Origin of the sequence: Arthrobacter sp. EM1 (assembly GCF_029964055.1) — a bacterium.
Lineage (GTDB): Bacteria > Actinomycetota > Actinomycetes > Actinomycetales > Micrococcaceae > Arthrobacter.
In genome coordinates this window covers 2,131,716-2,148,088 of sequence record NZ_CP124836.1, presented here as the reverse complement: position 1 = coordinate 2,148,088, position 16,373 = coordinate 2,131,716, and the positions used below count along the sequence as shown (strand labels likewise).

Annotated in this window: 15 protein-coding genes, 1 tRNA gene and 1 pseudogene; 8 read left to right on the top strand and 9 right to left on the bottom strand. The window is 64.8% G+C overall.

Features of this window, described 5'->3' with window-relative positions; translation table 11 throughout:
• Positions 1 to 92 precede the first annotated feature (92 nt).
• The 6 genes from fabF to aceE form a co-directional block, all read right to left on the bottom strand.
• The gene (gene fabF / locus QI450_RS09900) at positions 93 to 1,328 is read right to left on the bottom strand and encodes a beta-ketoacyl-ACP synthase II (protein ID WP_226774967.1); all 1,236 of its coding nucleotides are present in this window, start codon (positions 1,326 to 1,328) and stop codon (positions 93 to 95) included.
• Positions 1,329 to 1,485: 157 nt separating this feature from the next.
• On the bottom strand, positions 1,486 to 1,731 hold the full coding sequence (locus tag QI450_RS09895) for an acyl carrier protein (RefSeq protein WP_018773434.1): 246 nt from the start codon (positions 1,729 to 1,731) through the stop codon (positions 1,486 to 1,488).
• A 129-nt stretch (positions 1,732 to 1,860) separates the two neighbouring features.
• The gene (locus QI450_RS09890; RefSeq protein WP_226774966.1) at positions 1,861 to 2,922 is read right to left on the bottom strand and encodes a beta-ketoacyl-ACP synthase III; all 1,062 of its coding nucleotides are present in this window, start codon (positions 2,920 to 2,922) and stop codon (positions 1,861 to 1,863) included.
• Positions 2,919 to 3,848 carry an ACP S-malonyltransferase gene (locus QI450_RS09885; RefSeq protein WP_226774965.1) on the bottom strand — a complete coding sequence of 310 codons (930 nt, stop codon included), beginning with the start codon at positions 3,846 to 3,848 and terminating at the stop codon, positions 2,919 to 2,921. The genes QI450_RS09890 and QI450_RS09885 overlap by 4 nt, the downstream gene beginning before the upstream one ends.
• Before the next feature lie 87 nt (positions 3,849 to 3,935).
• Positions 3,936 to 5,180, bottom strand: a complete 1,245-nt coding sequence (locus tag QI450_RS09880) for a helix-turn-helix domain-containing protein (protein WP_226774964.1) — start codon at positions 5,178 to 5,180, stop codon at positions 3,936 to 3,938.
• 181 nt (positions 5,181 to 5,361) lie between these two features.
• Positions 5,362 to 8,142 carry a pyruvate dehydrogenase (acetyl-transferring), homodimeric type gene (gene aceE / locus QI450_RS09875; RefSeq protein ID WP_226774963.1) on the bottom strand — a complete coding sequence of 927 codons (2,781 nt, stop codon included), beginning with the start codon at positions 8,140 to 8,142 and terminating at the stop codon, positions 5,362 to 5,364.
• A gap of 397 nt (positions 8,143 to 8,539) precedes the next feature.
• Between aceE and QI450_RS09870 the strand changes: the two genes are divergently transcribed.
• The 4 genes from QI450_RS09870 (at position 8,540) to QI450_RS09855 (ending at position 10,566) form a co-directional block, all read left to right on the top strand.
• On the top strand, positions 8,540 to 8,959 hold the full coding sequence (locus tag QI450_RS09870; RefSeq protein ID WP_226774962.1) for a DUF3052 domain-containing protein: 420 nt from the start codon (positions 8,540 to 8,542) through the stop codon (positions 8,957 to 8,959).
• Positions 8,956 to 9,474 carry a peroxiredoxin gene (locus tag QI450_RS09865; protein WP_226774961.1) on the top strand — a complete coding sequence of 173 codons (519 nt, stop codon included), beginning with the start codon at positions 8,956 to 8,958 and terminating at the stop codon, positions 9,472 to 9,474. Before QI450_RS09870 ends, QI450_RS09865 begins: the two co-directional genes overlap by 4 nt.
• 4 nt (positions 9,475 to 9,478) lie before the next feature.
• Positions 9,479 to 10,399, top strand: coding sequence for an NAD-dependent protein deacetylase (locus QI450_RS09860; protein WP_226774960.1), 921 nt, complete (start codon positions 9,479 to 9,481; stop codon positions 10,397 to 10,399).
• Between the two features lie 91 nt (positions 10,400 to 10,490).
• Positions 10,491 to 10,566 (top strand) — tRNA-Val (locus tag QI450_RS09855).
• Between the two features lie 112 nt (positions 10,567 to 10,678).
• Here the strand turns inward: QI450_RS09855 and QI450_RS09850 are convergent.
• On the bottom strand, positions 10,679 to 11,497 hold the full coding sequence (locus QI450_RS09850; RefSeq protein ID WP_226774959.1) for a bacteriorhodopsin-like: 819 nt from the start codon (positions 11,495 to 11,497) through the stop codon (positions 10,679 to 10,681).
• A 168-nt stretch (positions 11,498 to 11,665) separates the two neighbouring features.
• Here QI450_RS09850 and QI450_RS09845 point away from each other — a divergent pair, with 168 nt between their 5' ends.
• From QI450_RS09845 to QI450_RS09835, 4 genes and pseudogenes are all read left to right on the top strand, one after another.
• Positions 11,666 to 12,124: a MarR family transcriptional regulator gene (locus QI450_RS09845; RefSeq protein WP_226774958.1), complete on the top strand. Its 459-nt coding sequence runs from the start codon at positions 11,666 to 11,668 to the stop codon at positions 12,122 to 12,124.
• Between the two features lie 157 nt (positions 12,125 to 12,281).
• Positions 12,282 to 13,493 (top strand): annotated as a pseudogene (locus QI450_RS09840) (DUF222 domain-containing protein); the annotation flags it as partial.
• Positions 13,491 to 13,772 (top strand): HNH endonuclease signature motif containing protein, encoded by a 282-nt coding sequence (locus QI450_RS18110; RefSeq protein WP_348994535.1) that lies wholly within the window; start codon positions 13,491 to 13,493, stop codon positions 13,770 to 13,772. The pseudogene QI450_RS09840 and the gene QI450_RS18110, both read left to right, overlap by 3 nt.
• 81 nt (positions 13,773 to 13,853) lie before the next feature.
• Positions 13,854 to 14,144 carry a hypothetical protein gene (locus tag QI450_RS09835; RefSeq protein ID WP_226774957.1) on the top strand — a complete coding sequence of 97 codons (291 nt, stop codon included), beginning with the start codon at positions 13,854 to 13,856 and terminating at the stop codon, positions 14,142 to 14,144.
• A gap of 298 nt (positions 14,145 to 14,442) precedes the next feature.
• Here the strand turns inward: QI450_RS09835 and QI450_RS09830 are convergent, their stop codons facing one another.
• Together QI450_RS09830 and QI450_RS09825 are read right to left on the bottom strand one after the other, a co-directional pair.
• The gene (locus tag QI450_RS09830) at positions 14,443 to 15,201 is read right to left on the bottom strand and encodes a D-2-hydroxyacid dehydrogenase (protein ID WP_226774956.1); all 759 of its coding nucleotides are present in this window, start codon (positions 15,199 to 15,201) and stop codon (positions 14,443 to 14,445) included.
• A gap of 225 nt (positions 15,202 to 15,426) precedes the next feature.
• Positions 15,427 to 16,155: an FCD domain-containing protein gene (locus QI450_RS09825; protein WP_226774955.1), complete on the bottom strand. Its 729-nt coding sequence runs from the start codon at positions 16,153 to 16,155 to the stop codon at positions 15,427 to 15,429.
• Positions 16,156 to 16,373: the final 218 nt, after the last annotated feature.

Genomic DNA, 16,373 nt, shown 5'->3' with positions numbered 1-16,373 from the left:
CACCATAGCTACGCCGAGATGACAGATGGCGGCAGTGTTCACCAAGAACATTGCCGCCATCTGTCATCTCGGCGTGCTGCGGGCAGTTGGAGCTAGACGCTCCGCACCGCGATCACGGCGTTGTGGCCGCCGAAGCCAAAGGAGTTGCTTAGGGCCGCGATACTGCCGGAGGGCAGGTCTCGGGCCGTTGTAACCACGTCGAGGGGGATTTCCGGATCCTGGTTCTCCAGGTTGATGGTCACCGGGGCTTTGCGGTCATAAACGGCCATCACGGTCAGCACGGCCTCCACCGCACCGGAGGCGCCCAGCAGGTGCCCCATCTGCGACTTGGTGGCCGAGACCGCGACACTGTCCACGTGCTGGCCCAAAGCCGCCTTCAGGGCAGCGTACTCGGGCTTGTCGCCGACCGGAGTGGAGGTGGCGTGCGCGTTGACGTGCACCACGTCCTCGGGCTGGATACGGCCATCGAACATTGCAGCTTTCAGCGCGCGGGTGGCGCCGAGGCCCTGGGGGTCCGGGGCGGTGATGTGGTACGCGTCTGCGGTGACCGAGGTGCCCGCGAGTTCTGCGTAGATGCGGGCGCCGCGGGCCAGCGCGTGTTCCTCGGCTTCGAGCACGAGGGCGCCGGCGCCCTCGCCCATCACAAAGCCGTCGCGGTCGCGGTCGTAGGGGCGTGAGGCGTGCTCGGGATCGTCGTTGCGGCGCGAGAGGGCCTGCATGGAGGCAAATGCGGCAATCGGCATCGGGTGGATGGCGGCTTCGGCGCCACCGCACACAACGACGTCGGCCTTGCCGGAGCGGATCAGGTCAAGGCCCATGTGAACAGCTTCGGTGCCGGAGGCACACGCGGAGACCGGGGTGTGGGCACCGGCGCGGGCACCCAAGTCAAGGCTGACGGCGGCAGCCGGGCCGTTGGGCATCAACATCGGCACGGTCATGGGCAGGACGCGGCGGGGGCCCTTTTCGCGCAGGGTGTCCCAGGCGTCCAGGAGGGTCCAGACGCCGCCAATGCCGGTGGCGAAGGCCACGGCCAGGCGGTCGTGGTCGATTTCGGTAATGCCGGAGTCGGCCCACGCTTCGCGGGCGGCGACAACGGCGAACTGCGTGGACGGGTCCATGCGCTTGGCCTCGACCCGGCTCAGGACCTCCGTGGCGGGGGTGGAGGCGCGGGCGGCGAAGTGGACGGGCAGTTCATACTTGGCCACCCAATCGTCCTCGAGCGTGTGCGCGCCGGAGACGCCCTTCAGCGCGTTCTTCCACATCGTGGGGACATCGCCGCCAATGGGTGTGGTGGCACCCAGACCGGTAATGACTACTTTGCGTGCCATGGGATCACTCTCTGTCGGTGCGCCTGCCGTGTCCGGGACTTGGGTAAGGCTGCCGGGGCCTGCGTTGCGAAAAACGTTGGGGGTGGAGCGGGTGGTGGTGGTGCACATGGCGCGGTCCGGGGGTGCAGTTGCGCCCCCGAACCGGCCGGGGCCTGAACTAGGCCTGAGCGTTCGCGATGAAGCTGACTGCGTCGCCGACGGTCTTGAGGTTCTTGACTTCTTCGTCCGGGATGCGCACGCCGAACTTCTCTTCGGCGTTGACGACGATCGTCATCATCGAGATGGAGTCGATGTCCAGGTCCTCGGTGAAGGACTTGTCCATTTCGACAGCCTCGGTGGCGAGGCCGGTCTCTTCGTTGACGATTTCAGCCAGGCCGGCCAGGATCTCTTCGTTGCTAGCCATGATGGCTCCTTTTCTTGTTATTGCCGTGGGCTGCCGTTGTGCCGGCAGCTTCGGGCGGGAATGACTCAAACCGAGGGTTCGGCTTGTTGCGGGATGTGAAGACGGGGGAATGTGGCGGAACCCGGGGGCTCAGGGAAGCACAATGACTTGGGCACCGAAGACCAGTCCGGCACCGAAGCCGATCTGCAGTGCCAGGCCACCGCTGAGCTGCGGGTTTTCCTGCAGCAGCCGATGGGTGGCCAGGGGGATGGACGCTGCGGAAGTGTTGCCGGCGTCGGCGATGTCCCGGGCGATGATGACCGTCCCGGGAAGCTTCAGTTTTTTGGCCATCTCGTCGATGATCCGCATGTTCGCCTGGTGCGGAATGAAGGCCGCGAGATCGTCGGCGGTGATGCCGGCGGCGTCCAGCGCCTGCTGCGCGACTTTGGCCATCTCCCAGACTGCCCAGCGGAATACCGTCTGGCCGTCCTGGCGGAGCGTCGGCCAAAGCGCCGGATCCGCGACGGCGGCTTCCCCGGTACCGGTAGCACCGCCCTGCGCTCCCGCCGATGCCGGACCGCGGAGATCCAGCATGGACCCGGTCATGCCGATTGCGTCCCACTTGCTGCCGTCCGAGCCCCACACCGACGGGCCGATGCCCGGGGTCTCGGAGGGGCCGATCACGACGGCGCCGGCGCCGTCGCCGAGCAGGAAGGAGATGGTTCGCTCGGTGTTGTCGATGACGTCAGAGAGCTTTTCCGCGCCGACCACAAGGACGTAGTCGGCAGCGCCGGACCGCACCAGCGCATCGGCCTGGGCGATGCCGTAGCAGTACCCGGCGCAAGCGGCGGAGATATCGAAGGCGGGGGCCGGTGTGGCACCCAGACGGTCTGCGAGGCTCGCCGCAGCGGACGGGGTGGCGTAGGGGTGCGTCACGGTGGAGACGATGACGGCGCCAAGCTGGGAGGCCTCGATGCCGGCCTTCTGCAGGGCTTCTCGGGAAGCGCCCTCAGCCATGTCAATCACGCTGATGTCAGCGGAGGCGCGGTGCCGGGTGATGATGCCGGTCCGCTGGCGGATCCACTCGTCGGAGGAATCGATCCACTGGCAGACGTCCTCGTTGGTGACGATCACGTCGGGACGGTAGGCTCCGACTCCCATAACGCGGGTGTTCTCGTGCAGCGGGGCCTGCTTTAATGTGGGCACACTCATGCCTGTCCTTCCAGTTCTGCGAATAGGGCCAGGGCGGCGGACAGGTCGTCCGGGGTCTTGACGGTCACGGTCTTCACACCCGGCATACCCCGCTTGGCGAGTCCGGCGAGTGTTCCGGCCGGAGCCAGTTCAATCACGCCGGTCACGCCGCGCTTCACGAGTGTTTCCATGCAGAGGTCCCAGCGGACCGGGCGGGAAACCTGGGCGATCAGGCTTTCGACGGCGGCGGCACCATCGGTGATTTCCGCGCCGTCGAAGTTGGACAGCAGCGGCACCTGCGGGTTCCGCGGGTGCAGCGCGGGGCGAAGGGCCCGCAGCGCCGCGACGGTGGGGGACATGTGCGAGGTGTGGAATGCACCGGCCACCTTCAACGGGATCACCCGGGCCTTGGCCGGCGGGTTCTCCGCGAGGGCCTTGAGCTGGTCCAGGGTGCCGGCCGCGACGGTCTGGCCGGCTCCGTTGACGTTGGCGGCCGTGGCGCCGCAGGCCTCGATCGCGGCCAGGACCTCGGCCGGGTCGCCGCCCACCACCGCGCTCATGCCGGTGGGGGTTGCCGCGGCGGCAGCTGCCATGCTGTTGGCGCGTTCCCGGACAAACGTCATGGCTTCGGTCTCCGTGAGCACACCAGCCAGGGCGGAGGCAGTGATTTCGCCGACAGAGTGGCCGGCAAGGATAACCGGGAGGGTGGCCAGTTCGACGTCGAACAGCGACCGGGCCGCCACCAAACCGGCGGCGACGATCAACGGCTGGGCAACAGCCGTGTCCTTGATGGTCTCCTCGTCCGAAGTGGTGCCGTGGGCGGTGAGGTCGATCCCCGCGATCTCGCTGAGCGAGGCCAGATGGCCTGCGACGGGCGGCAGTTCCAGCCAAGGGGCCAGAAAACCGGGGGTCTGGGAGCCCTGTCCAGGGCAGACGATTGCAAGCACGTATCCAGCTTTCCAAACTACGGCGTGATTATCGGTGTATTCGTGCACCAAGCTCACAGGGTCACTTTGTAGGAAGTCTACAACTGCTCAGGGGCTGTTGCGCGACGGCTGACGTTCGACGGCGGGCTTCGGCGGGGTCGCCAGCCGGCCAACGACAAGGGCCGTCTGGAGTACAAAAGCCTCCCGGGGCAGCAACGGATCCCAGCCGGTGACGTCACAGACGCGCTTGAGCCGGTAGCGCACGGTGTTGGCATGGACGAAGAGTTCGCGGGCTGTGGCCTCGAGCGAATGCCCAAGTTCGAGGTAGGTCCCGAGGGTCTCGACGAGGCCGTTGGACGCCGCGAGCAGGGGGCGGTAGATGTTCTTGACGAGGGAGCGGCGCGCCGCGTCGTCGCCGGAGATGACTCTTTCCGGCAGGAGGTCATCTGCAGCAACCGGGCGCGGCGCGGCTGGCCAGGCACGGGCGGCGGTCAGCCCCGCGAAGGCGGACTGCGCCGAGCTGCTGGCCTCCAGCAGGGAGCCGGCTTCGGCGCCGTAGACGACCGGCCCGGGCGCGAAGAGTTCAGCCAGCTTCAGGTAGGCGGTCTCCCGGTCGTGGACCCCGCCAAGGATCAGGATAAGACGGTCGCCCTGGATTCCGACAAGGGCGTCTTCGGCGAAACGCCCGGCCGTGCGGCGCAGTTCGCTGACATAGCTGGCATTGGGTTCGGACGGAGTATTGCCGACCATAACGGTGAAGCGCTCCTGTGCTTTCCAGCCCAGGGCGGCAATCCGGGACCGCAGGGCGTCGGTGTTTTCACCGCGCAGGATGGCGTCCACAATGAGTGCTTCCAGTCGGGTATCCCATGAGCCGCGGGATTCGGCGGCCCGGGCGTAGACGTCCGCTGCGGCGAACGCGACCTCGCGGGAGTATCGCAGGACCGCCTCGCGCAGCGCGCCCTGGTCCGCTTCCGGGGCGATCACCGGCACTTGGTCCTCCACCACTTCGACCACAATCCGAATCAGCTGGAGGGCCTTTTGCAGGCTGATGGAGCGGGTGAGCTCGGTCGGCGCGGTGCCGAAAACGTCGGAGAGAATCCACGACGGCGAGCTGGGACGTTCGAACCAGGTGACGAACGCGGCGATGCCGTTTTGCGCCACCATGCCCAGTGCCGAACGTTCGTCCGAGTTCAGCCGGCTGTACCAGGGCAAGGACTTCTCCAGCTGGCGCAGTGTCGTGGTGGAGAGCTGGCCTACACTGGCCCGAAGTTTCTTGAGCGTCTCAACCTTCTCCGGAGACATCGCCCTTGAGGCAGGCTTGCGTTTTGCGGCAGTGGTGATCGGCTCGGACATGCATCGAGCATACGGGGCCTGCCGCCCAAGCTCCATTTGTGCAAAGGCTACAACGGCCTTTGTGCTGGATCACAGTATTGTCCGCCGCCGGGGGTGTCCGGGTTCCCGGGCGTTAGGCATTAACGACGACGGCGGTCCCGCCTTCCGGTGGGGACCGCCGTCGTTCCGTGCTGGGCTGACTCTAGGAGTCGCCGCCCGCGTTGCCGGTGGTGCCGGCATTGACGTTGTGCAGGCGGTATTTTTCGATTGCCTGGGCGGGTGCTTGGGCGTCTACTTCGCCGCGGCGGGCGAGCATCTGCAGGGAACGGACGACCACTGAGTGGATGTCGTTCTTGAAGAAGCGTCGTGCTGCGGCGCGGGTGTCGGAGAAGCCGAAGCCGTCCGCGCCGAGCGAGGCGAACTCGTTCGGGATGAACTGGCGGATCTGGTCGGGCACGGCTTTCATGTAGTCGGTCACGGCGACGATCGGTCCGGTAGCGCCGGCGAGTTGTTCGGTGACGAACGGGACGCGTGCGGGCTTGCCTGGGTTCAGGAACGCATCTTCCTCAGCGGCCATGGCATCGCGGCGCAGTTCGGTCCAGGAAGTCACGGACCAGACGTCGGCGGAGACGCCCCAGTCCTCGGCGAGGACTTTCTGGGCTTCCAGGGCCCACGGGACGGACACGCCGGAGGCGAGGATCTGCGTGCGCGGGCCATCGATCTTGGCCGGCGCGAGCAGGTAGATGCCCTTGATGATGCCCTCGACGTCCAGTTCCGCCGGTGCTGCCGGCTGGGAGATCGGTTCGTTGTAAACGGTGATGTAGTACATCACGTTCCGTGACGGGTCGTTGTCCGCCGGGCCCGGACCGTACATCCGGTTCAGGCCGTCGCGGATGATCACGCCGATCTCGTACCCGTAGGCCGGGTCGTAGGTCATCACGGCCGGGTTGGTCGCGGCCAGGACCGGGGAGTGGCCATCGGCGTGCTGCAGGCCTTCACCGGTCAGGGTGGTGCGGCCGGCCGTGGCGCCGATGATGAACCCGCGGGTCATCTGGTCCGCGGCGGCCCAGAACGAATCCCCGGTCCGCTGGAAACCGAACATCGAGTAGAAGACGTAGATCGGGATCAGCGGCTCCCCGTGGGTGGCGTAGGAGGTCCCCGCGGCGGTGAACGCCGCGACGGAACCGGCCTCGTTGATGCCGGCGTGCACGATCTGCCCGGAGATGGACTCCTTGTACGCCAGGACCAGCTCACGGTCCACGGAGAGGTAGTTCTGCCCGTTCGGGTTGTAGATCTTCGCGGTCGGGAAAAACGCGTCCATCCCGAAGGTCCGGGCCTCGTCCGGGATGATCGGAACGATCCGGGCACCGAACTCCTTATCCCGCATCAGGTCCTTCAGGAGCCGGACGAAGGCCATGGTCGTGGCCGCCAGCTGCTTGCCGGAGCCGCGGTTGGCGACTTCGTAGACCTTCTCCTCCGGGAGGGTGACCTCGGTGTGCTTGGAGCGCCGTTCGGGAACGAAGCCGCCGAGCGCGGCCCGGCGTTCCATCAGGTACTTGATCTCCGGGGAGTCCATGCCGGGGTGGTAGTACGGGGGCCGGTAGAGATCCCCTTCGAGCTGGTCATCGGTGATCGGGATACGCAGGTGGTCCCGGAAAGCCTTCAGGTCCGCGAGGGTGAGCTTCTTCATCTGGTGCGTGGCGTTGCGGCCCTCGAAGTGGGTACCCAGGCCGTAACCCTTGACCGTGTGGGCCAGGATAACGGTGGGTTTGCCCTTGAACTCGGTCGCGGCCTTGTACGCGGCGTAGACCTTGTTGTAGTCGTGGCCGCCGCGCTTGAGGTTCCAGATCTGGTCATCGGTGAGGTCCTGGACCATTTCCTTGGTCTGCGGAGTCTGGCCGAAGAAGTGCTCCCGGACAAACGCACCGGACTCGGCCTTGTACGTCTGGTAATCGCCGTCGACGGTTTCGTTCATGATCTTCACCAGCGAACCGTCCTCGTCCTTGGCCAGGAGGTCATCCCACTCCCGGCCCCAAACGACCTTGATCACGTTCCAGCCCGCGCCGCGGAAGAATGCCTCGAGTTCCTGCATGATCTTGCCGTTGCCCCGCACGGGCCCGTCGAGGCGCTGGAGGTTGCAGTTGATCACGAAGTTCAGGTTATCGAGCTTGTCGTTCGCGGCGAGCTGGAGCAGGCCCCGGGACTCCGGCTCGTCCATTTCCCCATCACCCAGGAACGCCCAGACCTGCTGGTCCGAGGTGTCCTTGATACCGCGGTTGGCCAGATACCGGTTGGACTGCGCCTGATAAATCGCGTTCATCGGCCCGATACCCATCGAAACCGTGGGGAATTCCCAGAACTCCGGCATCAACCGAGGATGCGGGTACGAGGAAAGCGCGTGGCCTTCCTTGGATTTCTCCTGCCGGAAACCGTCCAGGTCCTCCTCGGACAACCGGCCTTCCATAAACGCCCGGGCGTACATCCCGGGAGAGGCATGGCCCTGGAAAAAGACCTGGTCACCGCCGCCGGGATGATCCTTGCCGCGGAAGAAGTGGTTGAACCCGACCTCGTAGAGGGTCGCGGCTCCGGCGTAGGTGGAGATGTGTCCGCCGACGCCGATATCGGCGCGCTGCGCCCGGTGCACCATAATCGCCGCATTCCACCGCAGCCACGCCCGGTACTTCCGCTCGATTTCCTCGTCGCCGGGGAACTCTGCTTCCTGGTCCACCGGGATGGTGTTGACGTAGTCGGTGGTGGTGACCATCGGAACACCCACGCTTTGCGCGCCGGCCCGCTGAAGCAGGCTGCGCATTATGTACTGGGCACGCTCGGTGCCCTGTTCCTGAATCAAGTCATCCAGGGACTCCAGCCATTCGGCGGTCTCTTCCGGATCACGATCAGGCAGCTGGTTAGTCAACCCGCTAAGGATATGGGAGGTCTCTTCTCCTGCAGCCACGTCCAACCTCTCTTTGAGCGCATTCATCGGCGCCCTCAGCTGCGGCAGGGTAACTGCCTGGCGTGAACGCGACGTGTGCGACGTATCGGTTACATCTGCCCGGTCATGTGCGCCGGACACGGTCCAATCACAACTCTCCCCGCCTTGGTCAGCGGGGCGTCCGCCCTCACAGGCGTAGTCGTCATCAGCCACTCTAGCTCCGACAGCTGGGGGATGCGTAGCCGCCGGGTGGGCGCCGGTTCGTATTTGACCGGCATACTGGTTGTGTGACGATGTGCCGCACCGCGGCGCTAGGATCGCCCTGTGTGACGCAGAATATGGCGGATCGCGGGGCCAACAGCTTGAAGCGCAGGCGCAAAGGGTGTTGGCTTGGAGTAATGGAAATCACTAGAGCTATTGAAAACACCAAACATAGGAGCAACACGTGAGCGAGGCCGACGCCGCCACTTCGGTAAATGTGGCGGAAAAACTGGGATTCAAAACCGGGGACCTGATTCAGGAATTCGGTTATGACGATGATGTCGACTTCGATCTGCGCGACGACATCGAAGATCTCACCGGCTCGGAACTCTTTGATGAGGATGACCACGAAGTCGTTGATTCCGTCATTCTCTGGTGGAGATCCGGTGACGGCGACCTCGTTGACACCCTCGTCGGCTCGAGGACCACGCTGACCGAAGGCGGCGTTGTCTGGGTGCTGACACCGAAGTCCGGCCGGGTGGGGTACGTTTCGCCGGCCGACATCCAGGATGCTGCGCCCACCGCCGGGCTGCACTACACCACCTCCGCGGGCGTCTCCAAGGACTGGAGCGCCACCCGTCTGGTCACACGGAAGAACAAGTGACCCAAACCGGCGTCGCGGCCAGCGCCGGGGACCTTGCGTATGAGTCCCGCAGCGTTCCCGCTGTCGGTGAGGAAGCCCCGGACTTCGAACTGCTGAACCAATTCGGTGAACCTGTGCGGCTCTCGGAGTTTCGCGGCCGCAACGTTGTTCTGGTGTTTTTCCCCTTCGCCTTCTCCGGCATCTGCACTGGGGAACTGTGCGAAATCAGGGATAACCTGGCACTGTTCGCGCATGCCGATGCGGCCGTGTTGGGGATCTCCGTGGACAGCAAGTTCGCGCTCCGGGCCTACGCCGAAAGCGAAGGCTACGGCTTCGACCTGCTGGCGGATTTCTGGCCGCATGGTGCAGTCGCCGCGCAGTTCGGCGTGTTTGATGCCGGCAGCGGCATGGCGAAACGCGGAACCTTCATCCTCGACGCGAGCGGAATCGTGCGCTACGTGGTGGTGAATCCCCGCGGCCGGGCCCGGGACTTCGCTGACTACCGCGCCGCCCTGGCGGGACTCGTCGGGATCTGAGACGGTGCGGACGCGGCGGCCCGGAATCGGCATGACTGGATTTGCCAGTCTTCCCCCGGTCCCGGCCGCCGAGCCGGCATCGGACGAACTCGGGGTCCTGCAGGAGATCCGCGGCGTCCTTGCGGGGGAGCGCTTCGCCCTGCTGACGGGCGCCGGGCTGAGCACGGATTCGGGCATCCCGGATTACCGCGGCCCGGGAGCCGCTCCACGGGCGCCCATGACGTACCAGGAATTTATCGGCGAAGCGGACAACAGGCGCCGCTATTGGGCGCGCAACCACATCGGCTGGTCCCACCTGCGCCGCGCCGACCCCAATGAGGGCCACGCCGCCGTCGCCCGCCTGGAACGCCGGGGGCTGCTCACCGGGCTCATCACCCAGAACGTTGACCGGCTCCACGAGGCCGCCGGGAGCATCAACGTGGTTGACCTGCACGGCCGTTTTGACCAGGTCGCCTGCCTTTCGTGCCACAGGCGTTACAGCAGGACGCTCTTGGCGGGAGTGCTGACGGAACTGAATCCCGGCTTCCTGGACCGGGCGCTGGCCGCCGGGGCGGTGGAAATGGCTCCCGACGCCGATGCCACAGTCGAGGATGCCGCCCTGATCCGGACTTTTGTGGTGGCCAACTGTCCGGCCTGCGGCGGCATGCTGAAGCCGGATTTTGTCTACTTCGGCGAAAACGTTCCCAAGGACCGGGTGGAGCGTTCTTATTCCATGGTGGACGACGCCGCGGCGCTACTGGTGGCCGGTTCTTCGCTGACTGTGATGAGCGGGTTGCGGTTTGCCCGGCATGCCGCCAAGCACGGCAAGCCCGTTGTGATCATCAACCGGGGCCAGACCCGAGGAGATGATCTCGCCGCCATAAAGCTCGATGCCGGGGTCAGTGAAGCACTCAGCTGGCTCGCATCCGAACTGCCGCCGATCTGAACCGTTCGGGGTCCGATTGGCGCTCCGCCGGGTTCATCCGGTACAGTAACTGTTCGTTGGTTCAAGCGCCCAAGCGCCGAATCAGCGGTTTGGGTCTTTAGCTCAGCTGGTAGAGCGCCACGTTTACACCGTGGATGTCATCGGTTCGATCCCGGTAGGACCCACCAGTAAAACCCCGTCAGTAGCGAGCCGTCCGGCCGCCTGGCGGGGTTTTTGCCGTGTTCCTCCGGGTTGGCCGCGGCGTTCTCGGGAGCGGCTGGCCGGGGCGACCGAGGAAGGCTACCTGCGGACAGCCACGGCATCGTCCTTCGACATTTCGATCCTGGCAAACTCCGGGTCGTCTTCGTAGGACTTCACCCGAGCGACATAGAAGATAATGAGCCCGTAGACTGACTTAGCCGCAATGTCAGCGACCGAGTAGCCAACCTGTTTGAACACCCAGGCATCCGAGCCCGCAATGTTCAGCACTGGGAGCAGATACGCGATCGGGTAGACAAGCCAGCTCGCAAGGAGGAGGAAGCGCAGCCGGCTGAGGGTGCCCCGCACCGCGACGGGCTGATTGCCCAAGGACTTGGTGAGTTGCACGAACAGGACGTACAGGATGTAGACGAACGGGATGGTCGAGAGCAGACCGAAGAGTCCGCGAATTCCGTTGTCGCCGCTGATTTCGCCCGGGTAGCCGAGAATGATCATGAGCGCGGCAGCCGGGATGAGTTGCCGGATGAGCCGTTTTTGAGCTGATCGCGCGAGCGCGAGCACGGCAATGAGTTCAAACAGCAGCAGCGGCACCGTCAGCAGCCAATCGACGTAACGATATCCCTCGTTGAACGACTGGCCAACGGCCTGCGTATAGTCTCCCTCGCCGCCCACTGCCTCAGTCACGAACGACGCCCGGAAGGAGTCAAAGATCCTAAAATAGTGGTAAGCAGCGATGCCGCAGACGATGATGGCCACCGTTATCGCTTGCCGGTAACGTGGCAGGATCCGCGGCAACGCGATCAGCAGAAATAGTGCCGTGAATAGCTGCGACGCGATGACCAGAGACAGGAAGTTGTAGACGGTATCGTATTGGCCCTTTGTTAGAGAGTCAGTAATCACGGATCCTCCATCGTTGTGTGGTGTCCGAGCGCGGTTTTCGAAAACCCGGCCGTACCATGAATTATAGTTGTCTTAGTCAGTAAGTTACTAGGTCACTTATGTAGATTTTTTTTCACCAAGAAACCAGGCAGAACAACCGAGGCATACAGGCCTCGATCAGGAGGGGCGATGGGACGGGAAACACCGCGCACGACGTACGCCCTCGCGGGCTTTCCCTATGCAGCCGTCAGATTCGTCCGAGCACTGGAGCGTAACCGCGAGAAAATCGCCACCGACCACGGCCTGTCGCCCAGTGAACTGCGGGCTCTGTTCTGGATTGCCGAGCAGGCCAGCGTGACACCGAAGCAGCTTGCGGAACACATGGAACTGACCACCGGCGCCATTACGGCGATCTCAACCCGGCTGGTAAATCTGGGGTGGCTTGAACGGCTTGCCCATCCCAACGACCGCCGCAGCTTGTGCCTGGAGCTGACCGATAGCGGACACTCGGTGGTGGCGGACATTCACGCCCAGTTCAATACGATGATCGCTTCATCCACCACGGGCCTCTCCGATAAGGAATTGGCAGCGTTCGAAACGGCCCTCCTGACCGTCGCAGACGAGGTGTCGCGGCGCACAGGGATGTAAAGCCCTCTCCAGCTGTGGGCGTCGCCACCACCCGTGAGAGATTGCAAACATCCCTTAGCCCACGATCGTTCCGGCGCAGGGGTCAGCCATCTGGACTGAGTGATCGGCGTTCGGCGCCGGCCCCTTTTTGTCACACCCCGGTGGCAGCATCGAGTTTATGGAGACCACCGAGGATTTTCTTCCCTTCCGGGAAACTGTCGAGACCGCCGGCCAGCAGACCGCGCCGGACCTGGACCATGTTCTGAGGCTCCTCCGCTCGATGAGTTCGACGGCGGCGGGAGACGCCGCGTTGCTGGGTTTCGCCGGGGCTGCTGACTTTGCACGCCGCGTTGAGGATATCTCCCGGGTGATGGATTACTTTCAGGTCCTCGCGGCAGGCGCCGTGGACCGCGCCCGAAAGGAAGCAGCTGCAGGGGGTTCGGCGGTGACCTCGTGGGCCACTGGATGGTCTGCAGAAGAAGCCGCCCGCGGCCCGGCGGCGCAACCGGCGGACGATGGCTACCGCAATTCCACCGAGTTTCTGCGGGCCAGCTTGAGAGTCAGCGCCGCGGAAGTCCGACGCCGATTGTGCCTGAGCGCGAGCATCCTGCCGCAGACCGGCATCACCGGTCAGCCGGTGCCACCCCGTCACGGGGAACTGAGCGCGGCAGTGGCGGCCGGCTCCGTGGCCTCGCATTCGGCAAGTCTCATCACCAGCGCATTGGATCGGGTCCGTCACCGTTGCACCGCTGAAGCCACGCAGCGAATGGAACACGCCCTGACCCTGACGGCGATCGAGCATGACCCCGACTTTCTAGTCCGGGTAGCCCGCCGATGGACCGACGCCCTGGATCAGGACGGCGCGGAGCCTGCCGAGGAAGTGTTGCGGCAGGTTCAGGGAGCCTTCGTGCGCCGGCCGCGTTTTGGGTTGTAGCATGTCGAGATCTTCGCCACCGCAGAGCAGTTCGAGCAGTTGCTGACGGTCATGAACACCGCCACGAATCCACGCACCCAGTCCGGCCCGCTCGGCGGAACCGGCCAGGAGGCGGCAGTGAACGGCCTGGACCGCCGATCCCGGCCGCAAAAGCATCTCGACGGCCTCGTGGGCGCCTGTTCAGTGGCCCTGGCGTCCGGAACGCTGCCTTCCGCAGGTGGACTCCGGCCGCAGGTGATGGTCACCATCGCCTACCGAAACCTGCTCGACGACCTGGAAGGCCGCACCGCCAGTACCGGGGGAAGCTTCCTGCTCACCGGGCCGGTCACCGCATCGACCGTTCGGAAGATCGCCTGCGACGCCGACATCATCCCGGTGGTGCTGGGGGGAGAAGGCAGGACATTGGACGTCGGCAGGGCCTCGCGGGTCTTTCCGCCCCACGTCCGCAAAGCCATCACCGCACGGGACCTGGGGTGCGCCTTTCCGGGTTGCACCATTCCGGCGTCATGGTGCGAAGCCCACCACATCACCTATTGGTCGCGGGGCGGGACATCAGGCACAGAAAATGGCACCCTTCTCTGTTCACATCACCACCACCTGGTGCACAAGGAGAAATGGACCATCCAGGTCAGCGGCGGCATCCCATGGTTCATTCCGCCGCCCCACGTGGATCCCCGCCGTGAACCACGGCGTAACCACTACTTCAGGTATTCCGCTTACTCGGTGGTCGGTTGATCCCGGCCCGTCAGACTGCTTGCATCCCGGCCAGGAGATGCGCACGGAAAATTGTCGCAGCCCCGCCCTATCGTGACATGCATGGAACACGTGATGGTGAAATCGGGTCCGAACGGCCGGCCCAAAACAGTGCTGCGAGGCGGCCGCGAATGGATTGTTGGCGCCGAGCCGGTCCGCTGGTTCGAGCGGGTGAGTTGGTGGGAGGCGGAGCGGCGGATGCCCAAAGGACTGAGCCGGGTCGATGTCGAGGTGTGGCAGGTCCAGGTGCGCCTTGGCCGGAACGCAGGCTCCGCGCTTACCACCATGGAAATAATCCGGGATGGCCTGGGCGGCGGCTGGCGGCTCCGGGAGGCCACTGCGGACGTGGCCTAGACACGGCGTCGGGGCCGCCGGCTGACTGCGCTGCCGCGGGGCCAATCCTGTAAAGGCGGGCATAGGAGCCGGGCAATGGAAAAGCCTTCCACCGCGACTATTGGGGGATGCCGCGGTGGAAGGCTTGTAATGAATATACCGTGAAAAGTGGGAAATATAAAACACCTGGATGGCCATGTCGCCCAGCGAAAATGCCCATTCGATGGTCTAATTCATGGCAGCACGTGGGACGAGACGTTGCCGAGCAGGCCGCTGGGACGGGCCCTCCCGGCGTCGGCCCGCTTAGTACCCGCAGCGCCTAGTAAAAGTGGACGGGATCCACCAGGTGGGGGAGGTCGCCGCCGTCGAGGAAGATCCGCAGATTGGCGCAGAAGCGGTCCGTAGTGAGCTGGTTTTCTGCAGCGCTGAGGGCAGAGCTGTGCGGGGAGACCAGCACGTTGGGGTGGTCCCACAGCGGGCTGTCCACCGGGAGCGGTTCCACCGCAAACACTTCCAGGCACGCATAGGACACCTGACCGGAGTCGAGTGCCTCCAGCAGGGCGTCCTCGTCCACCACGCTGCCGCGGCCCACGTTGATGAACACGGTGCCCGGCTTCTTGGCGCTGAAAATCTTCCGGTCGAACAGCTTCTCGGTGCTGGCAGTACCCGGCAGCGTGTTGACGACGGCGTCGGCGGCCGGCAGCAGCCCGGCAAGGCCCTCGTTGTCAGTTACCTCCGCGATTTTGTCGAGCGCCTCCACGGTACGTTTGGTGCCGCTCACGCTCATGCCCAGCGCACGCGCGATCCGGGCCGTCTCCAGCCCGATCTCACCGAGACCGGTGATGACAAGATATGAGCCACTGACCAGCCGGGTGGGGGTGCGGACCTCCGGCCAGAATTTATCCGCCTGGTCCCGGGCGAGGTCCTCGGTGCCTTTGAAGCCGTTGAGGATACCCGGCGCGGAGAACTCCGCCAAGGGCAACGCGTGCACGCCCGCCGAGGTGGTGATTCTCAGTTTCCTGAGGGACTCCTTGTCCAGCCCCGAAGCCTTGACCGCGCAGCCGGCACCGGCCGCCAAGGCCTGGATCCACTGCAGATGAGGGTTGCTGGCAGCAATCCGGGCTCATACAGCACGGCCACGGACGCGTCGACGGCGCGGATCCGTTCCACAGGTTCTGCTTCCAGGGGAACGGCGATGGCAACAACGGTCTCAACTTCGGTCATGGGACCATCCTGTTGACTTAGAACCCCGGCCGGGGTGGGGTCCCCGCCGGCGTGGAACCCCACGTCCTGCATTTTGTGGCTAAGGCCGCTTTAGGGGTACGAACATCCGGGGCTGATTCTTCCACCCTGGTTCCATCTCCGAAATGGTCTCTCGCATAATCCGGTCAGAAGCCTCACGGGCCGCCGCCGGGTTCCCGGCGGCAATGGCTTCGGCAACGTCCACATGCCACTGCAGCGCCGAGTTGCTTGGGTGGTCCGGCATCAAGCCGTGCACCGTGCGCCCGGTCAAGGTCTCCGCCACCTGGCCCACCATGTTCGCAAACATCTCGTTTCCGGAGCCCGTTAGCAGCAGGGAATGGAAGTGGATATCGAGCTCAAGGAACCGTGGCACGTCCCCGGCGCGGCCGGCGTCGCGCATGGCGTGGGAAACTTCCACGATCTCCCGCCGGATCGACTCCGGGGCGTTGGTGGCGGCCAGCTCGGCGGCAACGGGTTCGACGGCGGTGCGCAGCTCTGCGAGGGAGCGCAGCTGCGCTCCACGGCCCTCGCCGGCAAGGCGCCAGCGGATCACCTGCGGATCGAACGGATTCCAGCGGCTGAATGGGAGGACCCGGATCCCCACCCTTTTGGTTGTTTCCACCAGGCCGAGGGACTGCAGCACACGCACTGCTTCGCGGACCACCGAACGGGACACGCTGAGTTCACCTTCGAGGTGTTCGGCCAGCATAATGTGACCGGCCGGGAGCTGTCCCGCGACGATCCGGCTGCCGAGGTGCTCAATCGCGCGGTGGTGGAGGCTGGTTGACATAGTCGTAAGCATAGTGCGGCGGAAGCTGAACGAACCGTCGTTACGGCGTGGACCGGCGGAGCGGCCGCGGGAATCATAGACTGTTTGTGAAGCGCCATATTCAGCCACGTGGGCTCTGCTTTCCAGCAGCCCCCTGAAATACATATGGTTTATTGACAACCACTGATCCTCAGAAGAAAGTTTCCGCCCTACGCGCGGGACGAAGTGCACTCGTTGCA